The following is a 15,782-nucleotide window of genomic DNA, read 5'->3' as shown; positions in this document are numbered from 1 at the left end:
AGAGGGCTATGCCATGACCCAGACCCTGGCGGACATGCGCCGCGACTACACCCGAGACGGGCTCAGCGAGGCGCAGGCGCCGCTCGAGCCCTTCGCCCTGTTCCAGCAGTGGTTCGCCGATGCGGTGAAGACCGAGCAGCTGCCGGTCGAGCCCAATGTCATGACCCTGGCGACGGTCGATGCCGATGGCCGCCCGCATGCGCGGGTGTTGCTGCTCAAGGGCCTGGACGCGCAGGGCTTCACCTTCTTCAGCAACTACGACAGCGCCAAGGGCCAGCAGCTGGCGGCCCGGCCGTTCGCCGCCATGACCTTCTTCTGGCCGACCCTGGAGCGCCAGGTGCGGATCGAGGGGCGGGTCGAGCGGGTCACGGCGCGGGAGTCCGATGCCTACTTCCAGGTGCGCCCGCTGGGCAGCCGCCTGGGCGCCTGGGCCTCGCCGCAGAGCCGGGTGATCGCCGATCGCGCCGAGCTGGAGGGTTTGCTGGCGCAGACCGAGCAGCGTTTTCTCGACCAGGCGCCGGAGTGTCCACCGCACTGGGGCGGCTATCGCCTGCTGCCCGAGCGTGTCGAATTCTGGCAGGGGCGCGCCAGCCGCCTGCACGACCGCCTCAACTACCGTCTGCAGGACGGCGCCTGGCTGCGCGAGCGACTGGCGCCCTGAGGGGGCCGGCGCCGATAGCGCCCGACGCCTGACAGATGGTGTAACGGCCTGGGGTTAGGTGCGGGGGCGGGCTATCGGTTATTGTTGCCTTATCACAGTGACGGTGCCCGGGTGGGCGCGGTCTAATGCAGTGAAAGCCATTGGAGGAGTCGACATGCGTAAACCCACTCTGCTCATCGCCTCGTTTACCGCGATGGCCCTGACGCTGGGCGGTTGCGCGTCCAGCCTGACCGGCGATACCTACTCGCGCGACGAGGCGCGCCGCGTGCAGGTCGTACGCATGGGCACCATCGAGTCGTTGCGGCCGGTGAAGATCGAGGGCACCAAGACGCCGATCGGTGCCGGTGCCGGTGCCGTGGTCGGTGGTGTAGCCGGTAGCGGTGTCGGCGGTGGCCGCGGCAGCGCCGTGGCGGCGGTGGTCGGCGCGGTGGCCGGCGGCTTGCTCGGCGCCGCGGCCGAAGAAGGCCTGACCCGCACCCAGGGCGTGGAGATCACCGTGCGTGAAGACGACGGCACCATGCGCGCCTATGTCCAGGAGGTCGAGGAGAACCAGATCTTCCGGGTGGGCGAGCGGGTGCGGATCCTCAGCGTCAACGGCACCAGCCGCGTCGCCCATTGATCGCCAAGCGAGCCGGATCAGCCTGAGCTGATCCGGCTTTTTTGTGCGCGTTCGGCGCCGTTGCATCCGCGCGCCCGGCGTGACGACCCACGGCTAGAGTCAAGAATGCGCGGCATTGAGCTTTTCGTAATAATTCTATTCATGACGGGGCGCCGATAGATATGGATAATCCTGCGCCGACGAAGGCTCAGGCCATATAGCAGGCGTGAGCCTGTTCATCGGAAATGGGGATCGGGCCAGGGCGACGCACAGCGCCCGGCGCGGCCACCCTCATGGACCGCTAAGCGCCGACCCTATGGGTGGTGGGCTTGCAGAAGGGGTTTTAGTGTATGGCGCTTGCGCTGATCGTGGCCTTGCCGTTCCTTGGGGTGCTGTTGCCCCTGCTCACCGAGCGCCTGGGGCGCTCGGCCTGTGCCGTGGCGACCGGGATGGCGCCGCTGCTGGCGCTGGTGCTGCTGCTGAGCCAGCGTTCGTCGGTGTTCGCCGGCGAACTGCTGCGGGCCAGGCTGGAGTGGTTGCCGGAGCTGGGGGTGAACCTCAGCCTGCGCCTGGACGGCCTGGCCTTCCTGTTCGCCTTGCTGATCCTCGGCATCGGCCTGCTGGTGATCCTCTACGCCCGCTACTACCTGTCGAAAGACGAGCCGATGGGGCGTTTCTTCGCCTTCCTGCTGCTGTTCATGGGCGCCATGCTCGGCGTGGTGATGTCGGAAAACCTGCTGCTGATGCTGATGTTCTGGGAACTGACCAGCCTGTCGTCGTTCCTCCTGATCGGCTTCTGGAGCGCCCGTTCGGATGCGCGCAAGGGCGCGCGCATGGCCCTGGCGATCACCGGCGGCGGCGGCCTGGCGCTGCTCGCCGGGATCCTGCTGATCGGCCATATCGCCGGCAGCTTCGAGCTGTCGCGGGTGCTGGCCAGCGGCTATGCGATCCGTGCCCATGAACTCTACCCGGTGGCCCTGGTGCTGGTGCTGCTCGGCGTGTTCACCAAGTCGGCGCAGTTTCCCTTCCACTTCTGGCTGCCCCACGCCATGGCGGCGCCGACCCCGGTCTCGGCCTACCTGCACTCGGCGACCATGGTCAAGGCCGGGGTCTTCCTCCTGGCGCGCCTGTACCCGGCGCTGGCCGGTTCGGAGTGGTGGTTCTACCTGGTCAGCCTGACCGGCCTGGTGACCCTGCTGGTCGGCGCCGGCATGGCGCTGTTCCAGCATGATCTCAAGGGCCTGCTGGCCTATTCGACCATCAGCCACCTGGGCCTGATCACCCTGCTGTTCGGCCTGGACACCCGCCTGGCGGCGGTGGCGGCGGTGTTCCACATCATCAACCACGCCACCTTCAAGGCCTCGCTGTTCATGGCCGCCGGGATCATCGACCACGAGACCGGCAGTCGCGACATGCGGCGCATCAACGGCATGTGGAAGTACATGCCGCACACGGCGATGCTGGCCATGGTGGCGGCCTCGGCGATGGCCGGGGTGCCGCTGCTCAACGGCTTCCTGAGCAAGGAGATGTTCTTCAGCGAGACGCTCAACCAGCACCTGCTCGGCAGCTTCAACTGGGTGATCCCGGCGGCGGCGACCCTGGCCGGGGTGTTCTCGGTGGCCTACTCCCTGCGCTTCATCCACGACGTGTTCTTCAACGGCGAGCCGATCAACCTGCCGAAGTATCCGCCCCATGAACCGCCGCGCTATATGAAGGTGCCGGTGGAGATCCTGGTGTTCCTCTGCCTGCTGGTCGGGGTGGTTCCGGCCTACACCGTGGCGCCGCTGCTGGCCGCCGCCGCCTCGGCCAGCCTCGGCGGCGAGCTGCCGGACTACAGCCTGGCGATCTGGCACGGCTTCAACCTGCCGCTGCTGATGAGCTTCATCGCCCTGTTCGGCGGGGTCCTGGTCTATGCCCTGCGCCAGCCGCTGTTCCGCTGGTACGCCGGGCTGCCGAGCCTGGATGCGCGGTTGTTGTTCGAACGCGGCGTGCAGCTGACGGTGCAGGCCTGCGTGAGCCTCACCGGGCGCCTGGAGAGCGGTTCCCTGCAGCGCTACCTGGCCCTGCTGCTGGGCGCCGCGCTGATAGTGGTGACGCTCGGCCTCGGACCGCTGCCGCAGGTCACCGGCTCGGTGGCCATGACCCCGGTCGACGGCTTCAGCGCGCTGGGCATGGGCATCCTCGCCGTGGCGGCGCTGGTCACGGTGATCTTCCACCGTCAGCGCCTGGTCTCGCTGCTGATGCTCAGCGTGGTCGGCCTGATGGTGGCCCTGGCGTTCGCCCGCTACTCGGCGCCCGACCTGGCCCTGACCCAGCTGTCGGTGGAGGTGGTGACCATCATCCTGCTGATGCTGGCGCTGTACTTCCTGCCGGAGCAGACCCGCGGCGAGTCGAGCAGCATCCGCGGCCTGCGCGATTTCGTCCTGGCGGTGGGCAGCGGGGTGATGGTGGCCATGCTGGTGTTCGCCGTGCTGACCCGGCCCTACGACAGCATCGCCGGCTTCTTCCTGGCCAACAGCCTGTCCGGTGGCGGCGGCAGCAACGTGGTCAACGTCATCCTGGTGGACTTCCGCGGCTTCGATACCCTGGGCGAGATCAGCGTGCTGGCGATCGCCGGCGTGGGCATCTACGCCATGCTCGACGGCCTGCGCCTGATCCAGCCGCGGGTCGACGCCGCCGGACGCAGCTGGGCGCGCGACCGCCATCCGCTGATCCTCGCCACCCTGTCGCGGGTGCTGCTGCCGATGGCCCTGCTGATTTCGGTGTTCATCTTCCTGCGCGGCCACAACCTGCCGGGCGGCGGCTTCATCGCCGGTCTGGTCACCGCCGTGGCGCTGATCCTGCAGTACGTCGCCAACGGCGTGCAGTGGACCCAGTCGCGCCTGCCGCTGAACTACCACCGCATCGCCGGGGCCGGGGTGGCGATCGCCGGCTTGACCGGGCTCGGCAGCTGGGCGTTCGGCAGGCCGTTCCTGACCTCGGCCTTCGGCCACTTCCAGATTCCGCTGGTGGGCGAGATCGAACTGGCCACGGCCATGCTGTTTGACCTGGGCGTGTACCTGACGGTAGTCGGCGCGACCCTGCTGATTCTCGCCAACCTGGGCAAGCTGACCCAGGAAAAGGCCGGACAAGAGGTACTCTGAGATGGAAGCACTGTTTGCCGGCACCCTCGGCATCCTCACCGCCAGCGGCGTCTACCTGCTGTTGCGGGCCCGCAGCTTTCCGGTGGTGATGGGCCTGACCCTGATCTCCTACGCGGTCAACCTGTTCCTCTTCGCCATGGGCCGCCTGCAGAGCGGGGCGAGCACGGTGATCGGCAAGGGCAGCCAGTACGTCGATCCGTTGCCCCAGGCCCTGGTGCTCACCGCCATCGTCATCGGCTTCGCCATGACCGCCTTCGTGGTGGTGCTGGCGCTGCGCAGCGTCGGCGAGTCGCAGAGCGACCATGTCGACGGCCGGGAGGCGGGTCGATGAACCATGCGTTGATCCTGCCGGTGCTGCTGCCGATGTTCGTCGGCAGCCTGCTGCTGTTCGGCGCGCGGCTGAACATGACGGCCAAGCGCTCGCTGTCCCTGGCTGCGACGACGATCCTGCTGCTGCTGAGCTTCCTGCTGCTGCAGCAGGCCAATCAGGGCGACTTGCAGGTCTATGCCCTGGGCGCCTGGCAGGCACCGTTCGGCATCGTCCTGCTGCTCGATCGCCTCAGTGCGCTGCTGCTGATGGTCACCGCGGTGCTGGCGCTGTTCGCGCTGCTCTACGCGGTGCGCGGCGACGACGAGCGCGGGCGCAATTTCCACGCCCTGTTCCAATTCCAGCTGATGGGCATCAACGGCGCCTTCCTCACCGGCGACCTGTTCAACCTGTTCGTGTTCTTCGAGATCCTGCTGATCGCCTCCTACTCCCTGCTGCTGCACGGCGGCGGTGCGGAGCGGGTGCGCGCCGGGCTGCACTACGTGATCCTCAACCTGGTGGGTTCCTCGTTCTTCCTGATCGCCGTCGGCGTGCTGTACGGCATCACCGGCACCCTGAACATGGCCGACATGGCCCAGCGGGTGGCGGCGGCCAGTGCCGACCAGGCGCCGCTGCTGGGCGCCGCCGGCCTGCTGCTGCTGGTGGTGTTCGGCCTCAAGGCGGCCTTCCTGCCGCTGTACTTCTGGCTGCCCCGGGCCTATGCCGCGGCCTCGGCGCCGGTGGCGGCGCTGTTCGCCATCATGACCAAGGTCGGCCTGTACTCGATCCTGCGGGTGTTCACGCTGATCTTCGGCGACGAAGCCGGCAGCCTGGCCAACATGGCCGAGGACTGGCTCTGGCCCCTGGCGCTGCTGACCATCGCCTGCGGGGTGGTCGGCGCATTGGCGGCCGGCAGCCTGCACGGCCTGCTGGCCTACCTGGTGGTCGTCTCGGTCGGCACCCTGCTGGCCGGCATCGCCCTGGGCACGCCCGAGTCGCAGGCCGCCGCGCTGTTCTATCTGGTGCACAGCACCTGGATCGGCGGCGGCCTGTTCCTGGTCGCCGACCTGATCGCCCGCCAGCGCGGGGCGAAGGCCACCCGCCTGGTGCAGGGGCCCGAGTTGCAGAACCCCCATCTGCTCGGCGGCCTGTTCTTCGTCGGCGCCATCGCCGTGGCCGGCCTGCCGCCGTTCTCCGGCTTCATCGGCAAGCTGCTGCTGCTGCGGGCGGTCGAGCCGGGTCTCCAGGCCTTGTTGCTGTGGCCGGTGGTGCTGGTGGGCGGGCTGGCCACGGTGATCGCCCTGAGCCGCGCCGGCAGCACGCTGTTCTGGCGGGTCGGCCTGCACCAGCTGGACAGCGCCGAGCTGGACCGCGGCCGCCTGCTGGCCTGCGCCGGGTTGCTGGCGCTCAGCCCGCTGCTGGTCGGCCTGGCCGCGCCGCTGCTGGAGTACGCCCAGGCCACGGTCGGCCAGCTGCATGACCTCTCGCTCTATCGTCAGGCCGTGCTCGGCGGAGGTGCGCCATGAGAACCAGCCGCTGGTTGCCCCATCCGCTGCTGAGCCTGTGCCTGCTGGTGGTCTGGCTGTTGCTGGTCAACGACCTGAGCCTGGGCCACTGGTTGCTCGGCGCGCTGCTCGGCTGGCTGATCCCCCTGGTGACCCAGGTGTTCTGGATCAACCCGCCGCGCCTGCAGCGACCGCTGAAGCTGTGCCTGTTCCTGCTGCGGGTGCTGGGCGACATCGTGGTGGCCAACCTGCAGGTGGCGAAGCTGATCCTCGGCCCCGGTGCCCGGCTGCGGCCGGCCTTCGTCGAGATCCCGCTGCGCCTGGAGGACGAACTGGCCCTGACCATGCTCGCCAGCGTCATCTCGCTGACCCCGGGTACGGTGTCGGCCGATCTCAGCGACGACCGCAAGACCCTGCTGGTGCACAGCCTGGACGTCGGCGACGAGGCGGCCATGGTGCGCGAGATCCAGGCCCGCTACGAGGCGCCGCTGCTGGAGGTATTCCCATGCTCGACTACGTGATTCCGCTCTGCCTGGCGATCATGGGCCTGGCCCTGATGCTGACCCTGGCGCGGCTGATCAAGGGCCCGGACATGCCCGACCGCATCCTCGCCCTGGACACCCTGTACATCAACGCCATCGCCCTGCTGGTGCTGTTCGGCGTCTGGCTCGGTTCCAAGCTGTACTTCGAGGCGGCCCTGCTGATCGCGGTGATGGGCTTCGTCGGCACCGTGGCGGTGGCCAAATACCTGTTGCGCGGCGACATCATCGAGTAGGGGAGGTCTGATGAATACCTGGATCGAGGCGCTGGTCGCCATTGCACTGCTGCTCGGCAGCCTGTTCGCCCTGGTCGGCGCCATCGGCCTGTACCGCCTGCCGGACTTCTTCATGCGCCTGCACGGGCCGACCAAGTCCACCACCCTGGGCGTCGGCGGCATGGTCATCGCCTCGCTGATCTACTTCGGCGCCCAGGGCGAGGGCATCAGCCTGCACGAACTGCTGATCACCCTGTTCCTGTTCATCACCGCGCCGGTCAGCGCCCACATGCTGGCCAAGGCCGCCCTGCAACAGAAGGTGCGTCTGAGCGACAAGACCCACGGCAAGCCCTGGGAGCAGTAGCCGCGCACAGTTCGCGCGCCTGACTGTACCTGTGCAGGCCGGGCCCGCCTCTCTACACTCGGGTTTTGCGCGGGAGCGAGCGATGCACGGGCAGGGCAGGGGGACGGCGGTGGTGTGCCTGGTGGTGGCGATGGCGTTGTGGGGCAGTTCCTTCATCGCCCTGAAACTGGCCTTCGCCGAGCTGCCGCCGCTGTGGGTGATCTTCGCCCGCATGGCCCTCGGTAGCCTGGTGTTCCTCCTCGCCTGGCGCTGGCGCGGGCGTCTGCTGTACCGCGCCGGCGACTGGAAGTACCTGCTCGGCCTGGCCGCCTGCGAACCCTGCCTGTACTTCATCTTCGAGGCCCTGGCGCTGCAGCACACCAGCGCCTCCCAGGCCGGCATGATCACCGCGCTGTTGCCGCTGCTGGTGGCCATGGGCGCCTTCGTCTTCCTGCGCGAGCGCATCAGCCGCACCACCCTGGCCGGCTTCCTCCTGGCGATGGCCGGGGCGGTGTGGCTGAGTCTGGCCGGCAGCGCCGACGCCCACGCCCCCGATCCGTTGCTGGGCAACTTCTACGAGCTGCTGGCGATGCTCTGCGCCACCGGCTATACGCTGCTGCTCAAGCACCTCTCGGCGCGCTACTCGGCCTTTATCCTCACCGCCATGCAGGCCTTTATCGGCGCGCTGTTCTTCCTGCCGCTGGCCGCCTGGGACGCGCCGGTGCCCCAGGCCGTCAGCACCCTGGGCATCGGCGCCTTGCTGTACCTGGGCGTGGTGGTCACCGTCGGCGCCTACGGCCTGTACAACTACGGGGTCAGCCGCCTGCCGGCCAGCCAGGCGTCCGGCTTCATCAACCTGATCCCGGTGTTCACCCTGGTGTTCGCCATGCTGCTGCTCGGCGAGCGGCTGAACCCCGAGCAGCTGCTGGCCGCTGTCCTGGTATTCGCCGGCGTGGCCCTGAGCCAGTGGCGCAGCACGCCGCCGGTGCCGGCCGGCGTACTGGATTGACGAGGAGCCGTCGATGAGCGATTCGAGAACCTGGGCCCGCGAGGCGATCCGCATCATCGAGGCGGACTTCCAGCGTAGCGCCGACACCCACCTGATTCCCCTGGAGTTGCCCGGCCTGCCCGGCATCGAGCTGTACTTCAAGGACGAATCCAGCCACCCCACCGGCAGTCTCAAGCACCGCCTGGCCCGCTCGCTGTTCCTCTACGCCCTGGGCAACGGCTGGCTCAAGCCGGGCGCGCCGGTGATCGAGGCGTCCAGCGGCTCCACGGCGATTTCCGAGGCCTACTTCGCCCGCCTGCTGGGGCTGCCCTTCATCGCCGTGATGCCGGTGACCACCTCCGCGCAGAAGATCGCCCAGATCGCCTTCTACGGCGGCCAGAGCCACCTGGTCGAGGACCCCACGCAGATCTACGCCGAGTCCGAACGCCTGGCCCGCGAGACGGGCGGGCACTTCATGGACCAGTTCACCTACGCCGAGCGCGCCACCGACTGGCGCGCCAACAACAACATCGCCGAGTCGATCTTCCAGCAGATGCGCTACGAGCGCCATCCCGAGCCGGCCTGGCTGGTCTCCAGCGCCGGCACCGGCGGCACCCTGGCGACCCTCGGCCGCTACGTGCGCTACCGCCAGCACCGCACCCGGGTGCTCTGCGCCGACGCCGAGCGCTCGGTGTTCTTCGACCACTACCGCACGGGCGATGCCAGCCTGACCCTGGATCACGGCTCGCGCATCGAGGGCATCGGCCGGCCGCGGGTCGAGGCCTCCTTCCTGCCGTCGGTGATCGACGCCATGTGCAAGGTGCCCGACGCCCTGTCCCTGGCGGCCATGCACTACCTGGCGCGGCGCCTGGGCCGGCATGTCGGCGGCTCCAGCGGCACCAACCTGATCGGCGCGCTGCTGGTGGCCCGGCAGATGGTCGCGGCCGGCGAGTCCGGCTCGGTGGTGGCGATCCTCTGCGACAGCGGCGAGCGCTACGCCAACAGCTACTACGACGAGGCCTGGCTGCAACGTCAGAGCTTCCAGTTGGCGCCGTTGATCGAGGCGCTGGCCGCCTGCGCGGAACTGGGCGCGCCGCTGCCGCAAGACCTGCCCTGCATCGGGCTTCAGGAGACAAAACCATGACCGAGTTGCTGATTCGCCAGGCCGAGGCGCGGGATATCGAAGCCCTGTGCGCGCTGCTCTTCGAGCACGGCCCCAACCCCTGGAACCACCTGCCCGAGGCCGAGGTGCGTGCGCACCTGCAGGCTATCGCCGACGGCTCGGTGCAGGCGGTGCTGGCAGAACGCGGCGGCCAGCGCGAGAGCGGCGGCGAGCCGCTGGGCATGGTCAGCTACCGCCTCAGCCGCGACTTCGCCCGCTACCAGCCCGAGGCGCGCCGCGAGCAACCGCATGCCTATATCTGCGAGGCCGTGGTGCACCGCGCCGCCGCCGGCCAGGGCCTCGGCGCGCGCCTGCTCAAGCAGACCGTCGAGAACCTGGCCGGGCAGGGCGTGGAGGACATCTACATCGACCGCCACGAGGAAAACGCCGCCTCGGCGGGGATGATGCGCAAGGCCGGCTTCGTCGAGCTGGAGACCTTCCCTGACCCGGCCCGCCGGCCCAATGGTTCGGGGCGCACCACGGTGTGCTGCCTGCGCCTTCCTATCCGCTCGTAAGCATCTCAAACCAGCTGGCCGGTGCCGGGGCGGGGTCGGGGGCTACGGTACCCGATGGCGCCGGTGAATATAGTTCCAGGCAGGTTGAGCTGAGACTTCTAATCGCCAGAAAAAAGGCCCATCGATTGATGGGCCTTTTTCGTTTCGCAACAGCGCGCAACCTTCAGGCTGCGGCTGGCTGCGCCGGGGGCATCAGCCGCCCAGCATATCCCGCGCCACCGCCTCGGCCACGCGAATGCCATCGACCCCGGCCGAGAGAATCCCCCCCGCGTAGCCGGCGCCTTCGCCGGCCGGGTACAGGCCCTTGACGTTGAGGCTCTGCAGGCTGTCGCCGCGGGTGATGCGCAGCGGCGAGGAGGTGCGCGTCTCGATGCCGGTGAGTACGGCATCATGCAGGGCGAAGCCCTTGATCTGCTTGTCGAAGGCCGGCAGCGCCTCGCGGATGGCTTCGATGGCGAAGTCCGGCAGGGCGGGCGCCAGGTCGCCGAGCTTGACCCCGGGCTTGTAGGACGGCTCGACGCTGCCCCATTCGGTGGACGGTCTGCCGGCGATGAAGTCGCCGACCAGCTGGCCTGGCGCCTCGTAGGTGCTGCCGCCGAGGATGTAGGCGTGGGACTCCAGGCGCTCCTGCAGCTCGACGCCGGCCAGGGGGCCGCCCGGGTAGTCCCGCTCGGGGGTGATGCCGACGACGATGCCGGCGTTGGCGTTGCGCTCGTTGCGCGAGTACTGGCTCATGCCGTTGGTCACCACCCGCTCCGGCTCGGAGGTGGCGGCCACCACGGTGCCGCCCGGGCACATGCAGAAGCTGTACACCGAGCGGCCGTTGCTGGCGTGGTGCACCAGCTTGTAGTCGGCGGCGCCGAGCTTGGGGTGGCCGGCGTACTTGCCCAGGCGCGCGCGGTCGATCAGCGACTGCGGGTGTTCGATACGAAAGCCCACCGAGAACGGCTTGGCCTCCATGAACACCTCGCGGGCATGGAGCATGCGGAAGGTGTCGCGGGAGCTGTGGCCGAGGGCCAGGATCACGTGGCGGCTGCGCAGCTGCTCGCCGCTCTCCAGCTCCACGCCGAGCAGCTGGCCGTCCTCGATCAGCACGTCGCTGACCCGCTGCTGGAAGCGCACCTCGCCGCCCAGGGCCTTGATCTCCTCGCGCATGGTGGCGACCACGCCGGTGAGGCGGAAGGTGCCGATGTGCGGCTTGCTGACGTAGAGGATCTCCTCCGGCGCGCCGGCCCTGACGAACTCCTGCAGCACCTTGCGCCCCAGGTGCTTGGGGTCCTTGATCTGGCTGTACAGCTTGCCGTCGGAGAAGGTGCCGGCGCCGCCTTCGCCGAACTGCACGTTGGACTCGGGGTTGAGCACGTTCTTGCGCCACAGGCCCCAGGTGTCCTTGGTGCGCTGGCGCACCTCCTTGCCGCGCTCCAGCACGATGGGCTTGAGGCCGGCCTGGGCGAGGATCAGCGCGGCGAAGATGCCGCAGGGGCCGAAGCCGACCACGAGCGGCCGCTCGTCCAGCGGCTGGCTGGCCCGGCCGACCGGCTGGTAGGCGGTGTCCGGGGCGGGGCCGATGTGCTTGTCGCCCTCGAATCTGGCCAGCAGCGCCGCTTCGTCGCGCACGGCGAAGTCGATGGTGTAGATGAACTGCAGCTCGCTGGATTTCTTGCGCGCGTCGTAGCTGCGCTTGAACAGGCTGAAGTCGAGCAGCTGGTCGTCGGCGATGCCCAGGCGCTGGAGCAGGGCGGGGCGCAGGGCCTCTTCGGGGTGGTCGAGGGGCAGCTTCAGTTCGGTGATGCGCAGCATGGGGCCATCCAGGGTCGGGGCCGGTGACGATCCGGCAATCTAGGGAGGCGGCGATTATACCCGCGATTGCCTGGCGACCGGCGACGCGTACGGGCGCTCCCCATGGCTCAGGGGTTCAGCCAGGCCAGCAGCACGTCGAGCATGCGGTTGGCGAAGGCCCATTCGTTGTCGTACCAGGCCAGCACCTTGACCAGCTCGCCCTGCACCCGGGTGTGGTTGAGGTCGACCACGCAGGACGCCGGGTAGGCGCGAAAGTCGCTGGACACCAGCGGCAGCGCGTTGCACTCCATCACCCCTGGCGGCAGGGCCTGGGCGCCCTGCTGCAGGGCGGCGTTGATCGCCTCGCGGTCGCTCGGGCGTTCGGCGCTGAAGGTCAGGTCGAGCAGCGACACGCTGGCGGTCGGCACCCGCACCGAGAGGCCGTCCAGGCGCCCGGCCAGCTCCGGCAGGATCAGGCCGATGGTCTTGGCCGCGCCGGTGCTGGTGGGGATCATCGACAGGGCCGCGGCGCGGGCGCGGTAGAGGTCGTGGTGCGGCTTGTCCAGCAGGTGCTGGTCGTTGGTGTAGGCGTGCACGGTGTTGATCAGGCCCTGGCGGATGCCCACCGCCCGGTGCAGGACCATGGCCAGGGGCGCCAGGCAGTTGGTGGTGCAGGAGGCGTTGGAGACGATCTGCTGGCTGCCGAGCAACTGGTGGTTGACGCCATAGACCACGCTCAGGTCGGCATCCGCCAGCGGGTGGGAGAGCAGCACCCGCGGCGCGCCGGCGGTCAGGTGCTGTTCGACCTGGGCGCGCCGCTTGCAGTGGCCGGAACACTCCAGCACCAGGTCGATGCCCAGGCGGTCCCAGGGCAGCTCCACCGCCTCGGGCTCGCGCAGCAGGTGCACCACCTGGCCGTTCACCTGCATGTCGCCCTGGTGCAGGCTGACATGGCCGGGAAAGCGGCCGAAGCTCGAGTCGAAGCCGGTCAGGTGCACCAGGGTCGGGTGATCGCCGAGGTCGTTGATCGCCACCAGGTGAATCCGTTGCTCCAGGCGGCGCTCGAACAGCGCGCGCAGCACGGCGCGGCCGATGCGTCCATATCCGTTGATGGCCACGCGCAACATAGCTGCCTCCCGTCTGCCGTATAGCCTTCAGCTTAGGAGAGGGTGGCGGCGTTGCCGGGCCAATCTGTGTGGCGGTGTAACCGGCCGCCTCAGTCGCTGCGCGCGCCGCCGTAGTAGCCGCAGCCGCGCAGCACTTCGCCGTTCAGGCGCAGTTCGGCCGCCAGGTGCTGCACCGCGCCGCTCATGGGGTCGACGCAGCGCTGCGGCGCGACCCACAGCTCCAGGCGCTGGCCATTGGCCTCGCTGCTGAGGTTCAGGCGGCCCTCGGGCAGCTGCTCCTCGAGAAAGGGCAGGGCCAGGGGTTGCTGGCCCTGGCGCTCGAGCACCAGGCCGCGGCCGCCGACCGTCACGCTCCAGCCGGGCTCCTGGCCGCTGGCATGCAGGGTGGAACGCTTGAAGTTGGGATCTTCGCAGCCCCGGCCCTCGTGCTGCAGGCGGTACACCCGGCTGAGCTGCAGCTGGCCGTCGACGCCCTTCTGCCGGCTCGCCGCCAGGCTGCCGCGCAGGTCGGCGAACAGCGGACCGGGGCCGCCGCCGAGCAGCTCGGCGGTTTCGCGCATGATGTCGGTGGCGCCGTCGTTGCTGATGACGAAGTGCCGCTGCTCCTGGCAGGGGCGCAGCAGCAGCTGACCGCCGACCTGGCTGAGCTCGCCCTGCAGGCGCACCTGTTCGGCGCGGTCGGCATCGCTCGGCTGGTCCTTGAACACCTGGCAACTGGCGAACAGCGGCAACAGGGCAAACACTAGGGTACGGCTGGCGGACATCGGCGCTCTCCTGGCAAGAGGCGCCACGTTACCCAGGCCGCCGGACGATCACAAGGGAGGACGCGGATGATCCAGTGCAAGCGGGTGTACGCGGCCGTCGACGCCGCCGACGGCCGGCGCGTGCTGGTCGACCGCCTGTGGCCGCGCGGCTGCAGCAAGGCGGCGCTGCAACTGCACGCCTGGTTGCGCGAGGTGGCGCCATCCGCTGCACTGCGCAGGCAGTTGCATGAGCGGCCGCAGGCGTTCGCCGAGTTTCGCCAGGCCTATCGGCGCGAGCTCGCCGGCCATCCCGAGCATTGGCAGGGCCTGCTGGAGCTCGCCGGGCAGGGCACCCTGACCCTGCTGTTCGCCGCGCGGGACGACGCGCACAACAACGCCCGGGTGCTGGCGGAGTTTCTCGAGGAGGAACTGGACCGCCGCGGGCCGCCCGGCTCGCCGGTGTGCTACGCCGGCGAGGACGGCGGCCGAGGGCCGCGGGGGTAGGGCGGCGGGCTAGCCCTGGGGCCTCTGTTGCAGTTCCTGCATGATGCCCTGGTCGACCTGGATCAGGCCGCGCTTGGGGCGGTCCAGGTCGATGATGATGAACACGATCAGGGCGATCAGCAGGGACACCAGCACCGTAGGCACGACGATGCGCTTGCCGCTCAGGCCGCTGGAGTAGCCGAGGATGCCCACCGACGCGATGAACACGACGAACAGCAGCAGCAACACCACCTCGGGTACGTGCATCTGCAGCTGGGCGTGGCGCTGGCCCTGGCTGTCGATCATCTGGTTCAGGGCGGAGACGAAGGCGCCGCTGGTGACCGGGCGCGGGTCGTCGTTGGTGGCCTGCACCGCCAGCGCCCACAGCTCGCCTTGCAGCCGCTTGATCCGGGCGTTGTACCGGCTGCGTTCGGCGTGCCGGCTCAGGTCGATCTCGCCCAGGGATACCCGCAGGTCGACGTACTGGCGCAGCAGTTCGGACATGGGTTGCTGGTACCGGGCGGGCAGCAGCTGCACGCGCAGCGACGCCGTGCCGATGGCGTTGGCCTCCTCGATCAGCGCCTGGTTGCGGTCGTCGTAGCGCTGCATCGACATGCTGAAGGTGAAGCCCAGCAGCAGGGCCAGCAGGCCGAGGATGCTGGCCTGCACCGAGCCGGTCAGTTCCTTGACTTCGCTGTCGGTGCGGTTCTGCACGAAGCGGCCGATCTGGAAGCCGACCTCGTTGAACAGGATGATCAGGACGAACAGCACGGCGGTGATGGCGAAACTGTTGTGGCCGTAGAGCAGTTCTTGCTGGTACATGGGGCGCGTTCACCTGGTCTGGCGATGGTCCGGGGGCGTGGGGGCTAGACGCCGGCACAGCAGGGGCTCCGGCCGAGCGCTCAAGCTGGCGCGATAGTACTGGATCGCCGCGGCGCCGCCAGTGGCGGCGTGCCGGCTAAGGGACGGTGCTCAGCGGGTCAGCGGCAAGGCCGCGCCCATGGCCGCGAACAGCCCGCCACAGCAGCGGTTGAAGCCGCGGCCGCAGCGCTGCAGCCAGGGCCGGACGTGATGCGCCGCGCGGGCCAGGAGGAATTCCGCCAGGGCCTCGACCACGGCGAAGGTCAGGGCCATCACCGCGAACTGCAGCAGCAGGTCACCCTGGGGGTCGAGGAACTGCGGCAGGAAGGCACCGAAGAACAGGATCACCTTGGGGTTGGACAGCGCCGACAGCAGGCCCTGGCGGAACAGGGCGCTGCCGGGCTTGTCGATGGCACCCACGGCGGCGTCGAGTTGCAGCGGCGGGGCGCGCCAGAGCTGGAAGCCGAGCCAGACCAGATAAGCGCCGCCGATCCACTTGAGCAGCACCAGGGCGTTGGCCGAGGCCTGCAGCAGCGCGCCGATGCCGAACATCGACAGCGCCATCAGCGCGGCGAAGCCGATCACCCCGCCGGCGGTGGTCCACAGGGCTTTCTTGTAGCCGTAGAGGGTGCCGTGGGTCAGTACCAGCAGGCTGTTGGGACCGGGGGTCAGCACCAGGCCGATGACGGCGGTGAGGTAGAGCAGCCAGGTGTGCAGGGCCATGGGGCGAATCCGTCGAAGTGGGGTGATGAGGGTGCGTCGCGCTCTTTGTAAGCCCGGGGCGGCGGCCGGTCAAGCGCGTCGCGTGTGCAG

Annotated in this window: 17 protein-coding genes; 12 read left to right on the top strand and 5 right to left on the bottom strand. The window is 69.1% G+C overall.

The annotated features are described in order from the left end of the window. The first annotated feature begins 13 nt into the window (after nt 1-13). From pdxH to I0D00_RS05525, 11 genes are all read left to right on the top strand, one after another. Nucleotides 14-661: a pyridoxamine 5'-phosphate oxidase gene (pdxH, locus tag I0D00_RS05575; protein ID WP_213638750.1), complete on the top strand. Its 648-nt coding sequence runs from the start codon at nt 14-16 to the stop codon at nt 659-661. A gap of 154 nt (nt 662-815) precedes the next feature. After that, nucleotides 816-1,280 carry an outer membrane lipoprotein gene (locus tag I0D00_RS05570; protein ID WP_213638749.1) on the top strand — a complete coding sequence of 155 codons (465 nt, stop codon included), beginning with the start codon at nt 816-818 and terminating at the stop codon, nt 1,278-1,280. Nucleotides 1,281-1,609: 329 nt separating this feature from the next. After that, the gene (locus I0D00_RS05565) at nt 1,610-4,402 is read left to right on the top strand and encodes a monovalent cation/H+ antiporter subunit A (RefSeq protein WP_213638748.1); all 2,793 of its coding nucleotides are present in this window, start codon (nt 1,610-1,612) and stop codon (nt 4,400-4,402) included. Nucleotide 4,403: 1 nt separating this feature from the next. Continuing rightward, entirely contained in the window at nt 4,404-4,733 is a 330-nt protein-coding gene (locus I0D00_RS05560; protein WP_213638747.1) for a Na+/H+ antiporter subunit C, read from the top strand. Continuing rightward, a complete protein-coding gene (locus tag I0D00_RS05555; protein ID WP_213638746.1) occupies nt 4,730-6,235 on the top strand; it encodes a monovalent cation/H+ antiporter subunit D in 1,506 nt (501 codons plus the stop codon). The genes I0D00_RS05560 and I0D00_RS05555 overlap by 4 nt, the downstream gene beginning before the upstream one ends. Beyond that, nucleotides 6,232-6,735 (top strand): Na+/H+ antiporter subunit E, encoded by a 504-nt coding sequence (locus I0D00_RS05550; protein ID WP_213638745.1) that lies wholly within the window; start codon nt 6,232-6,234, stop codon nt 6,733-6,735. The genes I0D00_RS05555 and I0D00_RS05550 overlap by 4 nt, the downstream gene beginning before the upstream one ends. After that, a complete protein-coding gene (locus I0D00_RS05545; RefSeq protein WP_213638744.1) occupies nt 6,720-6,989 on the top strand; it encodes a K+/H+ antiporter subunit F in 270 nt (89 codons plus the stop codon). Before I0D00_RS05550 ends, I0D00_RS05545 begins: the two co-directional genes overlap by 16 nt. Before the next feature lie 10 nt (nt 6,990-6,999). Further along, on the top strand, nt 7,000-7,332 hold the full coding sequence (locus I0D00_RS05540) for a Na+/H+ antiporter subunit G (RefSeq protein WP_213638743.1): 333 nt from the start codon (nt 7,000-7,002) through the stop codon (nt 7,330-7,332). A gap of 82 nt (nt 7,333-7,414) precedes the next feature. Then, nucleotides 7,415-8,320 (top strand): DMT family transporter, encoded by a 906-nt coding sequence (locus I0D00_RS05535; RefSeq protein ID WP_213638742.1) that lies wholly within the window; start codon nt 7,415-7,417, stop codon nt 8,318-8,320. 13 nt (nt 8,321-8,333) lie between these two features. Continuing rightward, entirely contained in the window at nt 8,334-9,443 is a 1,110-nt protein-coding gene (locus tag I0D00_RS05530; protein WP_213638741.1) for a PLP-dependent cysteine synthase family protein, read from the top strand. Next, nucleotides 9,440-9,976 carry a GNAT family N-acetyltransferase gene (locus I0D00_RS05525; protein WP_213638740.1) on the top strand — a complete coding sequence of 179 codons (537 nt, stop codon included), beginning with the start codon at nt 9,440-9,442 and terminating at the stop codon, nt 9,974-9,976. The genes I0D00_RS05530 and I0D00_RS05525 overlap by 4 nt, the downstream gene beginning before the upstream one ends. Nucleotides 9,977-10,168: 192 nt before the next feature. On the opposite strand, the gene I0D00_RS05520 is transcribed toward I0D00_RS05525, so the two are convergent. The 3 genes from I0D00_RS05520 to I0D00_RS05510 all read right to left on the bottom strand — a co-directional run bounded on the left by I0D00_RS05520 (nt 10,169) and on the right by I0D00_RS05510 (nt 13,646). Beyond that, nucleotides 10,169-11,776: an NAD(P)/FAD-dependent oxidoreductase gene (locus I0D00_RS05520; RefSeq protein ID WP_213638739.1), complete on the bottom strand. Its 1,608-nt coding sequence runs from the start codon at nt 11,774-11,776 to the stop codon at nt 10,169-10,171. A gap of 107 nt (nt 11,777-11,883) precedes the next feature. Further along, the gene (locus I0D00_RS05515) at nt 11,884-12,882 is read right to left on the bottom strand and encodes a type I glyceraldehyde-3-phosphate dehydrogenase (RefSeq protein WP_213638738.1); all 999 of its coding nucleotides are present in this window, start codon (nt 12,880-12,882) and stop codon (nt 11,884-11,886) included. 89 nt (nt 12,883-12,971) lie between these two features. Continuing rightward, nucleotides 12,972-13,646 carry a COG3650 family protein gene (locus I0D00_RS05510; protein ID WP_213638737.1) on the bottom strand — a complete coding sequence of 225 codons (675 nt, stop codon included), beginning with the start codon at nt 13,644-13,646 and terminating at the stop codon, nt 12,972-12,974. Nucleotides 13,647-13,712: 66 nt separating this feature from the next. Here I0D00_RS05510 and I0D00_RS05505 point away from each other — a divergent pair, with 66 nt between their 5' ends. Next, nucleotides 13,713-14,129, top strand: a complete 417-nt coding sequence (locus I0D00_RS05505) for a DUF488 domain-containing protein (RefSeq protein WP_213638736.1) — start codon at nt 13,713-13,715, stop codon at nt 14,127-14,129. Between the two features lie 9 nt (nt 14,130-14,138). Here I0D00_RS05505 and I0D00_RS05500 read toward each other — a convergent pair whose 3' ends face one another. Beyond that, a complete protein-coding gene (locus tag I0D00_RS05500) occupies nt 14,139-14,930 on the bottom strand; it encodes a bestrophin-like domain (protein ID WP_213638735.1) in 792 nt (263 codons plus the stop codon). A 150-nt stretch (nt 14,931-15,080) separates the two neighbouring features. Beyond that, a complete protein-coding gene (locus I0D00_RS05495) occupies nt 15,081-15,692 on the bottom strand; it encodes a LysE family translocator (protein WP_213638734.1) in 612 nt (203 codons plus the stop codon). Between the last annotated feature and the right edge of the window lie 90 nt (nt 15,693-15,782).

The organism is Pseudomonas lalucatii (assembly GCF_018398425.1).
GTDB classification, from domain to species: Bacteria; Pseudomonadota; Gammaproteobacteria; order Pseudomonadales; family Pseudomonadaceae; genus Aquipseudomonas; species Aquipseudomonas lalucatii.
Note: the sequence above shows the minus strand (reverse complement) of the source record. Positions and strands in the feature narration are given on the sequence as shown.

Excerpts from the sequence above, each read along its gene's own strand:
- I0D00_RS05495 (WP_213638734.1), bottom strand. The coding sequence starts at position 15,692 with ATGGCCCTGCACACCTGGCTGCTCTACCTCACCGCCGTCATCGGCCTG.
- I0D00_RS05510 (WP_213638737.1), bottom strand. The coding sequence starts at position 13,646 with ATGTCCGCCAGCCGTACCCTAGTGTTTGCCCTGTTGCCGCTGTTCGCC.
- I0D00_RS05555 (WP_213638746.1), top strand. The coding sequence starts at position 4,730 with ATGAACCATGCGTTGATCCTGCCGGTGCTGCTGCCGATGTTCGTCGGC.
- I0D00_RS05500 (WP_213638735.1), bottom strand. The coding sequence starts at position 14,930 with ATGTACCAGCAAGAACTGCTCTACGGCCACAACAGTTTCGCCATCACC.
- I0D00_RS05570 (WP_213638749.1), top strand. The coding sequence starts at position 816 with ATGCGTAAACCCACTCTGCTCATCGCCTCGTTTACCGCGATGGCCCTG.
- I0D00_RS05565 (WP_213638748.1), top strand. The coding sequence starts at position 1,610 with ATGGCGCTTGCGCTGATCGTGGCCTTGCCGTTCCTTGGGGTGCTGTTG.
- I0D00_RS05520 (WP_213638739.1), bottom strand. The coding sequence starts at position 11,776 with ATGCTGCGCATCACCGAACTGAAGCTGCCCCTCGACCACCCCGAAGAG.
- I0D00_RS05545 (WP_213638744.1), top strand. The coding sequence starts at position 6,720 with ATGCTCGACTACGTGATTCCGCTCTGCCTGGCGATCATGGGCCTGGCC.
- I0D00_RS05515 (WP_213638738.1), bottom strand. The coding sequence starts at position 12,882 with ATGTTGCGCGTGGCCATCAACGGATATGGACGCATCGGCCGCGCCGTG.
- I0D00_RS05550 (WP_213638745.1), top strand. The coding sequence starts at position 6,232 with ATGAGAACCAGCCGCTGGTTGCCCCATCCGCTGCTGAGCCTGTGCCTG.
- I0D00_RS05530 (WP_213638741.1), top strand. The coding sequence starts at position 8,334 with ATGAGCGATTCGAGAACCTGGGCCCGCGAGGCGATCCGCATCATCGAG.
- I0D00_RS05535 (WP_213638742.1), top strand. The coding sequence starts at position 7,415 with ATGCACGGGCAGGGCAGGGGGACGGCGGTGGTGTGCCTGGTGGTGGCG.
- I0D00_RS05540 (WP_213638743.1), top strand. The coding sequence starts at position 7,000 with ATGAATACCTGGATCGAGGCGCTGGTCGCCATTGCACTGCTGCTCGGC.
- I0D00_RS05525 (WP_213638740.1), top strand. The coding sequence starts at position 9,440 with ATGACCGAGTTGCTGATTCGCCAGGCCGAGGCGCGGGATATCGAAGCC.
- I0D00_RS05505 (WP_213638736.1), top strand. The coding sequence starts at position 13,713 with ATGATCCAGTGCAAGCGGGTGTACGCGGCCGTCGACGCCGCCGACGGC.
- pdxH (WP_213638750.1), top strand. The coding sequence starts at position 14 with ATGACCCAGACCCTGGCGGACATGCGCCGCGACTACACCCGAGACGGG.
- I0D00_RS05560 (WP_213638747.1), top strand. The coding sequence starts at position 4,404 with ATGGAAGCACTGTTTGCCGGCACCCTCGGCATCCTCACCGCCAGCGGC.